Genomic DNA, 13,773 nt, shown 5'->3' with positions numbered 1-13,773 from the left:
GGATTATGCAGGAATTTCTAACCATTCTGGATTCTAAAACGATCGATACCATCACGGTAAGTATTCGTGTGGCCTTGATCATTCTTTTTGCTGGTGCGGTAGGCTGGAATAGAGAGGGCAAAAATCACGGAGCTGGTTTCAGGACCCATATTTTGATCGGTCTTGCATCCACCGTTCTGATGTTATTATCTATTTTTATTCCTGAATATTATTCAGTAGTGGGAGGAGATCCTTCCAGAATTGCAGCTCAGGTGGTTTCTGGAGTTGGATTTTTATGCGCGGGTGCGATCATGAAGTTTGGTCTGACGGTAAAAGGCTTAAACACCGCTGCTTCTATCTGGATTGTTTCTGCGATTGGTTTACTTGTGGGTGCAGGTTTATACTTTGCAGGGTTTTTAACTACAGTCGCTACTCTTGTCATTTTAGTTTTATTCGATTTAGTAGAAGAAAGATATTTCGGAAAATACGAATATAAGGTTTTAATTCTGGATCTGAAACAGAAAAAATTCCACCGAAAAGGGTTTAAGGAATTATTATTAAGAAATAAGTTAAGATTGGTCTCTGAATCTTTTATGCAGGATTACCAATCTAAAAGTGCTCAGATCAAACTTACGATTGCTATGCCTAGAGATTTTGATATTCTAAAGATTGTGGATGAATTCAGAAATCTGGCAGATGTTATAAAAATCAGCATCGAATCGACTTGAGTTTGGGAAATGTGGGCGTAATTCTTTAAATTATGGATTTTCCAAATATTTCCCGATCATCAATGCAGTTTCTTCTAGGATCTTATCATCCGGAATATCGAATCCTTGCAATACCATATACGTTATGATATCGTCCATTGCTCTTTGAGCGATTAAAAGTGCCGCCGGATCAGATTTTAGTTTTCGATTTTTGCCGAAGTATTCCATCAGCTTGAAAACTTCGGTACCGATCCTTTCTCTTTCTATTTTTTTCACAACGTTTGCAAGTGTTTGATCTGCAATAGAAAGTATCGCAAATTCTTTATGTAGTTTTTTATTCTTCAGAGCTGACTTACGCATTCTGGTAAGAATTTCCAAAATGATCCGAGTCATATCTGCATTTTCAGGAAGAGAACTGATAGTTTCCGCGGCGAGATTGCCGTAAAATTCCTCGCTGTACTTTCGGATCACTTCTATTGCGATATCGTTTTTATCCTTATAATATGCATAGAATGTCCCAATGGAAACGTCTGCTTCTTCTACTATGTCGCGTATTCCTGTCTCATTATATCCGTTACGTTTTACTAACTTATAGGCTGCTTCTATAAGATTTTCCTTTCGGGCAATGGAACGATCTTGGACCGGATTTCGGACACTTTTCTTCTTTGGATCCATCTTTTAAAATGCTCTGTGTTGAGCGGTTTGCCAACAAGCGTATTTTCCATTTTTTTATAAAATATGAACAATGTTCAAATTTTGAATTTACATTCTGTTTTTGGTTAGTCTCATATATGAACAAAGTTCATGTTTTGGAGAATTTAAATGGGATATATAATTGGAAAATTTAACTCACTTTTGATTTTTACGGTATTTTTGATTTCGGTCTGGAATTGCGGAAAAATTGAAAAGGGGCGCTTTTTTAATGACCAAGCGTATCATTTTCAAACCTTAAGAGCCTTAAACGATGCTCGTAGCGATGGGGCAGAGACTGGAGAAATTCTAGAAGCGGTTAAGAATATCAAGGAAGGCGATCCTCAATCTTGGTTTTATGGATGGGAGAATGCGGGCAATAAAGTGCTCGAGAGAGCAGATAAGATTCAAGATCCAATGAGTAAGGGTCAGGCATATTTAAGAGCCCATAATTACTTAAGAACTGCTGAATTTTTCCTAGATCCTGATGATGAAAAAAGACCTGCTGCTTTCGACAAGTCTGTGGAAATTTTTCACAAGGGTTTGGATAGTCTTGGAGTAAAACATGAAAAGATCAAAGTTCCTTATGGAGACCACCATCTAAATGCGATCTATTATCCAGGGCCTGCAGGTGCGGATAAAAAACCTCTAATCGTTTTTGTTGGAGGTTTCGATTCTACCTTAGAAGAATTATATTTTGGTCTTGTACGAGCTGCTTATGAAAGAGGATTTAGTGTACTTACTTACGAAGGGCCAGGCCAAGGTTCTGTTTTAAGAAAACAAAATTTGGGATTTACTCCGGAATGGGAAAAACCTACGAAAGCAGTGCTTGATACTTTCCTTGCTTCTCATCCAAAACCCTCTAAAACGGTTTTGGTTGGAATGAGTTTAGGAGGATATCTTGCTCCTCGCGCGGCGGCTTTTGATAAGAGATTTGATGGAGTGGTTGCTTATGATGTTTTATATGATTTCGGAGAAGTAGCGGAACGTACAGTTCCAGGAATTATTCTTTGGTTGGAAAAACAGAATTATAATAATCTAATTGAGTTTCTTGTTAAGATCAAATCTTCTTTTTCTCCTAGCTTTTCTTGGGGAGTAAAAAATGGAAAATGGACTATGAAAACTGCAAGCTCAGTTGAGACTTTGAAAGCTTTTAGGAATTATACTTTGGAGTCTTCTGCAGAAAAAATAACCCAAGAGGTTCTGATTTTTGCGGCGACCGAAGATCATTTTATTCCATTGAAACAGGTTGAGGATTTTAAACGTAAATTGACGAATGCAAAATCTGTTACTTCAGTAATCTATGATCGAGCCTCAGGGGGAGCAGAACATTGCCAATTAGGGGCTCAGGCCTTATGGCAAGCTGACTTTTTTGATTGGATGAAAAGATTCGAAAAGAAATGAAAAAGTAAATTTTGTTTTCTAAATGCGACAGGGATCGCAGCGGAAATCCGGCGATGCACAATAAATTGTGCGTCGCTGATTGAAGCGTTGAGCCCGGTCCGAGCAAAGCGAGGAGTCGCCCCAAAACCCAATATTACAATTCTGAAATCTGTTTTATAGTCCGTTCCAAAACTTAAGTCATTGATTAGTATTTGATCGCGGGCTTCAAGAGTCTGGAACAGGCTCTTATGTCCTATTAGTTTCTCTCGGAATCTATTCGAATTTCGGAATTTGCTATGCTTTTTTTAAGAGTTTATAAAATGATTCTGACCTCGATATGGCCGAAAAACGAACATCGATCCCTTCGGATCTCGCACAGGAACTTGTAAAAATCATCCGACTTCTTGCCATGTCCGGCAAAAAGCATTTTAAAAAATATCTGTATGAACCGTTTATCTATGCAGGTTGGGAAAAAGAAAAATCACATTCTGCGCTTGCTGCCAGTAAGATGATAGATAAGATCCAAGAGGATTCTAATAATCCATCTTATTTGCATACTATCCCTCACCAATGTAAACGTTTGATCTCTCAGGCGATTATAGAAAGTCTTTCAGCCTTAGGTGATTCTTGTATTTTCTTTTTGGAAAGGATTCAAGAAACGGGAAGTGTAGCTGTTTCTCCAGAAGCTTTGGAGTTTATAGCTGTATTAGAAAAACCTTTAAAAGAATTTGAGAAAGTAACTAGCAGTAATAATGAAAAACTTTTCGAAGATTCAATTAAAAATTTTTCCAAAGAAGAATTAAAATCTGCTTTTGAGCCCGTAAAATTAGATGGGACCAGACAAAAAGTATATTTGGATACAGAAGTTCATACTTTATATCAGCAGATACTATCTGCTGCAAAAGTTAATAACCTGGTTCGTTGTAAAAAGTTACTTTCCAGATATATAATCAATTACAGCGATTCCGAAACTTATAGCGAACAAGAGGTGGAAAATCTTTTGGATGCATTAGGAAAACGTGAAGTTGGATTTAAAGAGACTTTGAGAGATTCTCTTGCAATCGAACTTTACTTTTCTATAACAAAAGGTATATTAGAAGGGAACGCTAAGAAAGCGATCCAAGGTATTCGGAAATATGCACATATCTTCGAAGGAGATCCGAATACAAAGTATTACTATGAAATAGACTCCTTAGAAAGAAAATTATACGGAATCATCCAAGCGAAGGATTTAATGAAAGAATTAAGGAAGGGTGTGTAAATGGCAAACCTCACATTCAACGAGAAAGTAGACGGAAGCAAATTAATTCTCACAGTTGCAGGAGAGATTGATGCTAAGACTGCTCCGGATCTGAAAATCAAATTAGAAGCTGCAGTAGGTAACGGGATCAAAACAATTATTTGTGATTGTTCTGCTCTTACTTATATCGCTTCTGCTGGGATTGGTGTTTTGAACTCAATCCAAAAATTTCTGAAGGAAAAATCAGGCGAGATCGTTTTCTGTAGTCTTAAAAAAGAAGTAAAGGATACGATGGAACTGATGTACTTCACTAAAAAGGTGAGAGTATTTCCTTCTTTAAATGATGCGTTAGGCGGAGTTTGAATCCTCTCATGGATTTCGCTCCGGAAAAAATCCTATATTACTCCGTCGATCTGGACGAACTTTCTAAAATTCGGGGAGAAGTCCGCGAATTTTTAGGAGAGGACTGTTCTGATATTGTCAAAGGCAGGATAGTATTCTGCCTAGACGAAGCTATGACTAATGTAATAGAACATGGATTTACGGAGCCTGACTCTTCTAAAATTGAATTAAGAATGAAAAAGAATAAAGGAAGCTGGAAGTTTTCCATCCTGGACCAAGGCGTTCCTTTCGATCCCACCAAAGAAAAAAGCGAAACCTGGAAGGAATTATACGAAAGCGGTGCAGATGGAGGTTTCGGATTACGTTCCATTAAAAAGATAATGGTCGTACGTTACCAGCGTCTCAAAAATCCTCCGCGTAATAAACTCACTCTGATCCATACGAGATAATAAGATGATTAAAAACAAATTCCTAAGAGCGGTTCTGCCCGGCATTCGAGCAAAACTTTCCTTTTTCACGGCCGCATTGGTCATCTCTATATTAGGTTTTACTTCTATAATCCATTATTCCCAACAGACAAAAGCTTTAGAAGAGAAGCTTGAGTCAGAGTTAAAGGCTCCTTTGGAATATGTAAACTCAGTCGTTTTGGATCTGGAAAACCTGAGTCGAAGTATGATCTTGATCGAGGAATTCAAGGTCAGGGTTAAAGAGAAGAAAAAACAACTCAGTAAGTTCAAAAGGACAGTTGTCCAGAAGGAAGGTGGGTTTTTCGGAGCATTAAAATCATTCGGTCAATCCATAGGTTTGAATGTTAAAAGAGGAAATGTTTATAAATCTGTAGATACTTATTTTACAAAATATCTTTCCGAAAAAGAGATCCAAGAATTCGAATCTAAGGTCCGTAACGAATTAAGAAAAGAGAATGGAGCACCGATTGACACTCCTGTTTACGAAAGGATCCGATCTATCGCTGAAAAAACGGCTCTTGCTCGGATCAGCGCAGAAACTTCTAAGATCAGAATAGAAGAAATCACAGAAGAAATTAAGTTTTTAGATACAGAATTAACTAAAGCAGACTTAGATCCCAAAAAGAAAAAAACATATCTGACAGATAAGGATAAATTGGAGAAGGAGCGTAAGGCCGCTGAAAAAGCGATCCCAGATGGAGAAAAGAGGGCTGCATCAGGTGAGACTGCATTAACAAAAGCTCTTCAGAATTTTTTTAGAGGATCTTTTAAAGATCGAATTTCTTCCTTAGGTCTACTTCCGGATAAAATTAGAATTTTAGCATATGATAGAGTGGGGAAGGAAACCTTAGATACAGGTTTGTTATTCTCTCAAAGTTCAGAGACAGGAAAAAAATTACTCGCCCAAGCTGACTTTATTGAAAGTCGTAAAGCTCTTTTTGGGGACACAGATGTTTTGGAAGTTATACAAAACAAATCTGAACCTGAAAGTTATGAAGTAGGCGGAAGACAATACGAAGTAGTATATCGTCCTGTTTTTAGAAATCCAAGTACTGCAGAAAGATCTAGATCTATGGCGGAAGAGATCGCGGAGAATCGGAAAGACTGGGAAAAATATCTGGAAGAAGATAGAAAAATTTCCGCAGAGATCGCTGAGATTTCTCAGAGACTGAAGACCAGAATGTCGGAACTCCGCAAGGATGGAAAAGCTAAACCTTCTTCTGATAAAGAATTCAAAAATCTGGCTTTGGCTTACAGACAGATGCTCAAAAAACGTGACACTAAGTTAGAGCAGTTGCAACCTTATGGACCTGTATTCGAGAAGAATGAGAAAAAATGGAATGATGATCATAAATCTCTAAAGGACAAGATCTCAAGCACTTCTAAAGAAATTTTAGAATGGGAGAAGATGCTTAAATTCCCTCCTAAAGAAGGAGAAAATAAAGTTTCTCCGGAAGAGATCCAAGAGAAGATCCGAGTCTTAGAATCTCAGGAAGAAGAATATAAAGATTCCTTAATTCGTTTAGAGTCTACTAAAGGTGATTGGGGGAATTCCTACGAGCGTAAGGCAGAAGATGCATTTTTTGGTTTGAGAGAAGCGGCATTAGAAGATTTCACCTTTATTCCTTTCAAAACAGGGCCTGCAGGCATCAGAAGATATTATAAAGATGAAAACGAAAGAAAGTCCGTTAAGATCAAATGGAGACTTTTGAGAGAATGGATACTTTCTGGAAATTCTGAAACTGAACTTCCTAAAACTCCAAGGGGAATTGCTTGGGATTCCGGAATTTTGGTCCGAAGCAGAAGCGAGGTCGAAGAAGTAATGTGGGCCTTGGATTCTACTCCTCTTGTAGCTTCTGGGGAGGAAGAGGGTAAAGGGCTAGTTTACGAACTTCTTCGCAAGGACTTATTAGGATATAATATTATTCTAATAGATCGGACCGAGGGAATTCGCCAAATGAAGTCTAACCGAGAGGAGATGATCCGATATACTGGGATCATTGGAACAATCGCAATCCTTTTGGCTTATGGTTTGGCTTGGTTTGTGGTCCGTAGGATCAGAATTATTAGTAAAAATGCTGAATCGATTGGAGATGGTAACCTGAATGTTGAATTTCCTCCTGCAGGTTATGATGAGATCGGTATATTAAGTGAATCTTTGAACGATATGGTTCATGGATTGAAAGAGAGAGAAGAGATGAAAGGAGAACTTCTGGCGGCAGAAGAAATCCAAAAACGACTTCTTCCCGAAAAACTTCCTTCTAGCTTGAATGACTATGTAGAATTCGGTGCATTCTATAAGGCGATGACGGGAGTGGGCGGGGACTATTACGATTTTATTGAATTAGGCGGAGGAAAGATCGCGATTTGTATCGGTGACGTTTCTAACCATGGTGTTGGTCCCGCAATCGTGATGGCTCTTTTCAGGGCTCAGATCCGTGCAATTCTTCGCAAAGGAGAAAGAGATCTTAAAAAGATCTTACTTGAGGCGAATGGTTATTTGTATGAAGACACTCCAGATCATATTTTCATTACATTCTTCTTGGCGATCTTCGATTCTAATACTTCTAGATTGGAATATATTTCTGCTGGGCATATGAAACCTTTATTCTTCGATGCTTCTGATGGAAAAATAAAAGAACTTCCTGCTGGCGGTTTACCTATCGGCATGGATGAAAATTCTTTCTTTGAAACTACGATAGAAAGAAGGGCATTAACATTAGATTCTGGAGACGTTTTCTTTGAGTATACGGATGGTTTGGATGAGGCAAGAAGTCCTAACTCCGATATGTATTCAAGAGAAAGACTTGCTAAGCTATTACATACAAATGGAGAAAAACGTCCTGAAGAATTGATCAAGATTATTGTTACAGACGTGGAATCTCATACGCAGCAAGATTTGAGTGCAACTGGTTTCTCTAAACTTTCGGACGATATTGCGATGATCGCGATCCGCAAGAGATAAGAACTCACACACCCCGAATATACTTTGGAGTGGTTCCGAAGTTTTGAGTTGAGTCCGTTTGTAGGAAATCCTACAAACGGATTTTTCAAATTAAGGTAAGATTAGATCTTTCCAATCTTCTTCGGAGTTGGAAGGACAAATATATACTTCACCTTCAGAGTATTTGTTTTTATTTTTTCTCCAAAGGGAAAGTTTAAGATCTGCTTCTTCTAAACCTATTTTTAAAACTTCCCTTAATTCGGAAATGGATCCGAATGTTCCATCTAAAACCCCAGTGTTTTTTGCATCGAAATCTGCTCTGGATTTTTTGGTAAAAGACTCGAAAAATTCTTTTTGAATAGATTCAATTTCTTGAATATTTCCTTCTTTTCTGAGGGAGGAAACTTTTGCTCCTTGGAATAGATCGAACGCAGAATTTCCTCCCATCACAGCAAGAGTTGCTTCTGCCAGAGAATAGTATGCGATCCCAGGTCTTAAAAATCCGCTAAATGCGTGGATCTGTCTTCCGCCATAATTCTGTCTTAATATGATAGAAACTACTGGAATTTCGGAGAGAACGTTTACATCCAAAGACTCTCCGCCGATCTGTTGTATCCTTGCTCTTTCTTGTTTTGTTCCTGGAACAAATCCTGGAGCATCAGAAATCATTAATAAAGGTATGGAATGTTTATTTGCAAACTCAGTGAATACTCTGAATTTTTCGGTGCCTGGTGCGTCGGGAGAACCTCCTCCTTTAGGTTGGTCAGCGATGATCGCAACTGTTCTTCCTTGTATTCTTCCAAGTCCTGTGATCAAGCTCGAACCAGGATCCCATTCTCCAAATTCTAAGAATGTATTCTCATCCAAAATTTTCTGAACGATCTCTTCTTTCATATCGTAAGAAACAGTGATCTCTTTCGGAAGTTTAATCTCATTTTTGCTTGGAGAGGAATTTTCGATACTTCTATGATTTAATAGATGGAAGAATTTTTTGATGATCTCATAAGCTTCCGATTCGTTTTTAGAAGTGAATGTTGCCCATCTTTTTTTATTCGAAAATTCTTTATGAGCGGAAGCTTTACTTTTTTCATTCGGTTCTAAAAGCAACCATACATCTGCACTAGAGGTGAGTTCGGAAACCCTAAGTCCTTCTGGATTTTTAACAAAATGTAAACAGGCTCCTTTAAAATTTTGTAATGATTTTTGAAAGTCCCTTCTTGGTCTAAGAGAATCGTAATCATCCAGATGAGAACTTCTGAACCATTTGCTTCCATAAACTAAAAGTAAACTTGCACCTGTTTTTTCTGCGATACGAACAGACTCTTTGGCTTTGATAATACATGGAAGAGAATGAAATCCGTCGTTTGTTCTTGGTCCCATGGAAAGCACAGGTGTTTGTCCCAATCGAATGAATCCTGAAATTAAGGATCCTGAACCAGAATAGTTTTCTTTAATCGGTAAGAAAAAGCCGCTCTCTGAGTGATGGATGATCTCATTCTCATCTAAAACATTCCAATTTTCTGATATAACTCTTTGGCTTTTTTCTTTTGGAAGAAGTTTGCATCCTAACAAAGAATCTTGAATTCTTCTGATGATCCAAATGAGTTGGATCTTATCATTGGCAACAAAATCCACAGTACCAGTGGCTTGGCCCATAATTTTTGCGCCGCCGATCTCATAATTTGTGAATTTCTCACCCGTTACGGACTCGATCACAGAAGATCCTGTAAGAACTCTGTAAGATTCGTCTTCATTTAGGAGAACTTGCAAAGATGCCTGAGAAGAACCGTAAACATCCAAACCAGTTGATGAACCTGTTCCAACTGCGACAGTAAAACATAGATTGGGTTTATCTTCTGAGTTATATTTTCTGAATTCTGATCCGTATTTTTTTTCAGTTTCGGAACATACTTCTTTTAAGATTGGATCTGAATGTGATTCGATTGCTGCTCTGAAATCGGATGCTTTGACGCCAGCACTTAAAAGTGAATTCATGAAGAATCCTTCTGCCGCTCTATTCAAAGAAACCATTCCTTCTTTGATATTTGCACCGGCACCATCATTCCAAATATATAAAGGAAGATCCTTTCGATAGGAGTAGTACGCTGCCGCTATATATTTTCTTCCTTCTAAATCTCCTGTGGCTCCGCCTGCAACTCTGGAATCTTTAAAAAAGCATAATGCAGGTTTTCCGCCTATTTTTCCTTCGAATATTTTTGCTCCGGGACTATAGATTTCTTCTTTGCCTGTTTTAGGATTTTTTCTGAGAAGTCCGTCTATTCCGGGGATCGTGATCTCTTTTGCGGAGTCAGTATCGAATACTTCAGAGACCCAACATTCCAAAGGCCATTTTCCTTTTTGAAAAACTGCTAGGTCTTTAGGATCTGTTCCGACACAATACGGAAATCTTGGGTCATTAGGGTGAGCAATGTCCATTCTAAGCTTTCCATCTTTAAAGAAGAAGGAAAGTGTAACTGTCTTTTCAGTGTTTTCCGGTAGGAAATCCATCGTGAATTGACTATACAATCCATGTAAGAAGAAACGAAGAACAGAACCTGCTGATTCCATTATATTATTATAATTGAATACATCCTCTTCATTGGAACCTGGATCGAATTTTACTTTAAATCCGGAGACAAGAACTTCTAATCTGAAAATATCTAGTCTTTTGAATATTTGAGAACCTTGTAAAATACAGGCTCCTATTTTTGCAGTAGTTTCTAGATCGAATCTGGACGTTTGTGTTCCAGGTTTAGCGCTTAAAGTGGAGAAGAGTATATATTGTTTTTCTTTTCCAGTTTCCAGAAAATACAAGAAATGCCCTGGAGTAGGGGAAAACAATCTTTTGATATTTCCTTGGGTTTGCCAATACTCAAGTTTTTTTCTGATTTGGGCTGTTAAGGAATCATCAAAGTTTTCTGGGAGTAGCGGTAAGTTTTCAGAAAATGATCTTCTGAATTTCTCTTCTAAGGTTTCAGGTTTTTCTTCGGAGACTGAAGACCAAGGTGATTTCAAAAATCTTACATAGTCGAATACATGCTTTCTGGAAATGGTTGCATCTCCCCCTTTAAATTTTTGGGGACGATTTCCTCTTGAGCTTAATATTCTTCGGACTGTTTTTTCGAGTGAGCTTTCCTTCTCTCTTTCTTCTAAATACAAGATTCCATTCAATGCAAGATCTATTGAAGGAGTAGGCGGAGCATAAATGGAAAGTATTTCTAAAAGTTTTGCAGTAAGTTCTTTTCCTTCTCTCAGATTCGCATAAGCTTTTACTAAAAATATAAATGCATCTTTTTGGCTCTTGGTCCTTCTGAGAGGGTTCCAAGGTTTGATCCCATAATAATGAAATGCATTTGATAAAAGTTTTTTCGTAGTCTTTGGTGGATTATACCCTTCAGTATCCCATTCTGAAAGTGCTCTTTGTATTTCTCCATAATGAGAAAATTTTGTACCAGGATCTGAAGAGAATATTCTTCTCACGAGTACATGGAATTTTAAAAGTTCTATATAAAAGTTTCCCCAAAGCCGATTTTCTGAATCTGAAAGTTTTGCAAATTCGAAATTTGAAAGTATAGAATCTATCTTTTCTGCTGCATCTTGTTCTCTGAAAGTTCCTAACATCCAGGACCTTAAAAAGGTTCTTAGATCGGAGCCTGAAGTTTTTTGGATTGGAGGAAGTTTTAGTTCTGTATCTGCATCTATAGAAGTCCAGATTTCCCAGATAGATTCCCCAGAAGTATTATGATTTTCTAATTCTTTATTTGTCTCGGATTTCTGTTCTGTTTCAATTTTGGCGAGTATTTCTCCTTCGCTAAGTCCTTTTCCGAGGACCATTCCGGAAGCGGTCATTCCCCTGACTAATTTGTTCCTATCTCCATGTTCTAATAAATAGCCCAGTCTTCCGCCGACGGGCGCAGTAAGCACAGTTTCCATTTTCATTGCTGAAATGACTAGGATAGGATCTCCTTCTTGGATGATTTCTCCTTCCTTCCATGTTCCATTTGTTAACGGGTTATTGCAGATCTTTACGAATGTCCCTTGGAAAGGAGAACGTAATACTCCTTCGTTGGATGTATTATTTTTTTTGTCTTTGGATAGAATAGAAAATCTTAGATACCTGAGTTTTCCTTGTTTATCTGGAAATCTAACTAAATGATAAGAGGGCCTTCGATCCACTCGAACAGGTATTGTTCTTCCTTCAAATTCAACTAAAAATTCTTCTCCTAATTCTCCGCGTACGGAAACCCCAATGGTTCCGAAATCTTTTCCATTTAGTAATACTCTATAACTAGAAATAGAAGTTCTGAATAAGCGGGTCTTAAAAGTTTTTAGTTCCGATTTTAATTCGAATTCATAAAGGGAATATTCTGACTCTTGAGAATGAAGTAATTTGGGAAGATCTCTATCTCTAAAAGATCTTTTCAGATCGTTTTCTGTTATAAAAACAGATTCAGCAAGTGAGCAGATGATTGCACCTTCTTCTTCTGATTCCTTCTCCGCTTTTGTAAGTTCTTCATTATTAGATAAAATTAAATTATCATATTCTCCTGAACGAAAAAGATCATGTCTTACTAATTTGATCAGTTGTTCGATGTTTGTAGTAATGCCGCGGATATATAGATCAGAAAGGGCTCTTTCCATTCTGAGTAATGCTTCTTCTCTTGTGGTTCCTGTAGTGATCAATTTTCCGATCATAGGATCGTAATCACCTAATACTCTATCGCCTTTTCTGAATCCAAAATCACAACGCACTCCATTGAATGTAGGCAATTCTAGATCTTTTATTTTTCCGGGAGAAGGTGAATAGTTTTGAAAAGGATCTTCTGCATATATTCGGCATTGGATAGAATGATTTCTATCGGAGAATCTTCTTCTGATTACTGAGTCGTAAGGTATCTCTTGTTCTCTTCCGTCGAAAAATAGAATTTGCCATTTTGCTAGATCAATGCCAAGAGATTGATCAGTCACAGGATATTCTACCTGCAATCTGGTATTCATTTCTAAAAATCCAAAATTGCCTGTTTCACAATCTAGTAGGAATTCCACAGTTCCTGCGGCACATCCTTCGGAGTAGCCTGAGATATGAGCGATCTTTTCAGCAGAAGATAATAATTGTAATAAGGTTCTATCGTCTAAAAAAGTTTCTCCACTTTCTTCTACGACTTTTTGATTTCTTCTTTGTACCGCACATTTTCGTATTCCAACAGCGGTGGAGTTGAAAATTTGTACTTCAAAGTGAGCAGGTCTCTCTACATATTTTTCAAAGAAGAAGGTCCCGTTTCCGTAAGATTGGAGACCGATCCGAACTGCACTTTCAATTGCGGGAACTAGTTCTTTGGAATTTCTTACGATGACCATTCCTTTTCCACCGCCACCGCTGTCCAATTTGATCATGATAGGATAGCCGATCCTTTCTGCTTCTTGGATTGCGATCTCTTCTCCTCCGGTGATTGGTCCGCTTCCTAATAAAAGGGGGATACCATTCTCCAGTGCTAATTTTCTGGCATCCAGTTTGTTTCCCACTTTTCTCATCACTGAGGCTTTGGGTCCCATAAATATTATATTCTTTTTATATATTAAAGAAGCTTCTTCTAAGGATTCTACAAATTTGAAGTCTTCGGATAAAAATCCATATCCGGGATAAACAGCGTTTGCGTCTGAAAGTAATGCAGCAGCTATGATTGTCTGAGAATTTGTATATTTATCTGAACTTCCTATGTATATGATCTCATCGGCTGATTCATACCAAGATTGTTCTCTATCAGGATCTGTTACTACTGCAACGGAACGGATGCCTTCTTCCCTTAATACTAAAAAGAATCTTTTGGCTATCTCTCCTCTATTTGCGATCAGTACTTTTCTCAGTATTCCTTTTCGTTCTGGCAAAATTTCTTTTCTTTCGGAGCGTCCAGGGTTTAAGACTTTTAATTCTCTTATAACTGAATCTATTTCAGGAATACTTAATATTCCTTGTGTAAATGAATCTGGTTCAGGTTTTCTTGTGGGTATCATTCGCTTTCT

At 37.8% G+C, this 13,773-nt stretch carries 8 protein-coding genes; 6 read left to right on the top strand and 2 right to left on the bottom strand.

Translation table 11 applies throughout. From position 1 onward, the window contains the following. Nucleotides 1-5: 5 nt before the first annotated feature. A complete protein-coding gene (locus EHQ52_RS05870) occupies nucleotides 6-707 on the top strand; it encodes an MgtC/SapB family protein (RefSeq protein WP_135614315.1) in 702 nt (233 codons plus the stop codon). Nucleotides 708-737: 30 nt separating this feature from the next. Here EHQ52_RS05870 and EHQ52_RS05865 read toward each other — a convergent pair whose 3' ends face one another. Next, the gene (locus EHQ52_RS05865; RefSeq protein WP_135614314.1) at nucleotides 738-1,361 is read right to left on the bottom strand and encodes a TetR/AcrR family transcriptional regulator; all 624 of its coding nucleotides are present in this window, start codon (nucleotides 1,359-1,361) and stop codon (nucleotides 738-740) included. Between the two features lie 147 nt (nucleotides 1,362-1,508). On the opposite strand from EHQ52_RS05865, the gene EHQ52_RS05860 reads away from it, so the two are divergent. The 5 genes from EHQ52_RS05860 (at nucleotide 1,509) to EHQ52_RS05840 (ending at nucleotide 7,773) form a co-directional block, all read left to right on the top strand. Next, nucleotides 1,509-2,780: an alpha/beta hydrolase family protein gene (locus EHQ52_RS05860; protein WP_135614313.1), complete on the top strand. Its 1,272-nt coding sequence runs from the start codon at nucleotides 1,509-1,511 to the stop codon at nucleotides 2,778-2,780. Between the two features lie 316 nt (nucleotides 2,781-3,096). After that, nucleotides 3,097-4,020, top strand: a complete 924-nt coding sequence (locus EHQ52_RS05855; RefSeq protein ID WP_135614312.1) for a hypothetical protein — start codon at nucleotides 3,097-3,099, stop codon at nucleotides 4,018-4,020. Continuing rightward, nucleotides 4,021-4,362 (top strand): STAS domain-containing protein, encoded by a 342-nt coding sequence (locus EHQ52_RS05850; protein WP_086447289.1) that lies wholly within the window; start codon nucleotides 4,021-4,023, stop codon nucleotides 4,360-4,362. 8 nt (nucleotides 4,363-4,370) lie between these two features. After that, entirely contained in the window at nucleotides 4,371-4,790 is a 420-nt protein-coding gene (locus EHQ52_RS05845) for an ATP-binding protein (protein WP_135614311.1), read from the top strand. Between the two features lie 4 nt (nucleotides 4,791-4,794). Then, nucleotides 4,795-7,773, top strand: coding sequence for a PP2C family protein-serine/threonine phosphatase (locus tag EHQ52_RS05840; RefSeq protein ID WP_135614310.1), 2,979 nt, complete (start codon nucleotides 4,795-4,797; stop codon nucleotides 7,771-7,773). A gap of 90 nt (nucleotides 7,774-7,863) precedes the next feature. Here EHQ52_RS05840 and EHQ52_RS05835 read toward each other — a convergent pair whose 3' ends face one another. After that, entirely contained in the window at nucleotides 7,864-13,764 is a 5,901-nt protein-coding gene (locus EHQ52_RS05835; protein WP_135614309.1) for a carboxyl transferase domain-containing protein, read from the bottom strand. Nucleotides 13,765-13,773 lie beyond the last annotated feature (9 nt).

The sequence above is a fragment of the Leptospira koniambonensis genome (genome assembly GCF_004769555.1).
GTDB classification, from domain to species: domain Bacteria; phylum Spirochaetota; class Leptospiria; order Leptospirales; family Leptospiraceae; genus Leptospira_B; species Leptospira_B koniambonensis.
Note: the sequence above shows the minus strand (reverse complement) of the source record. Positions and strands in the feature narration are given on the sequence as shown.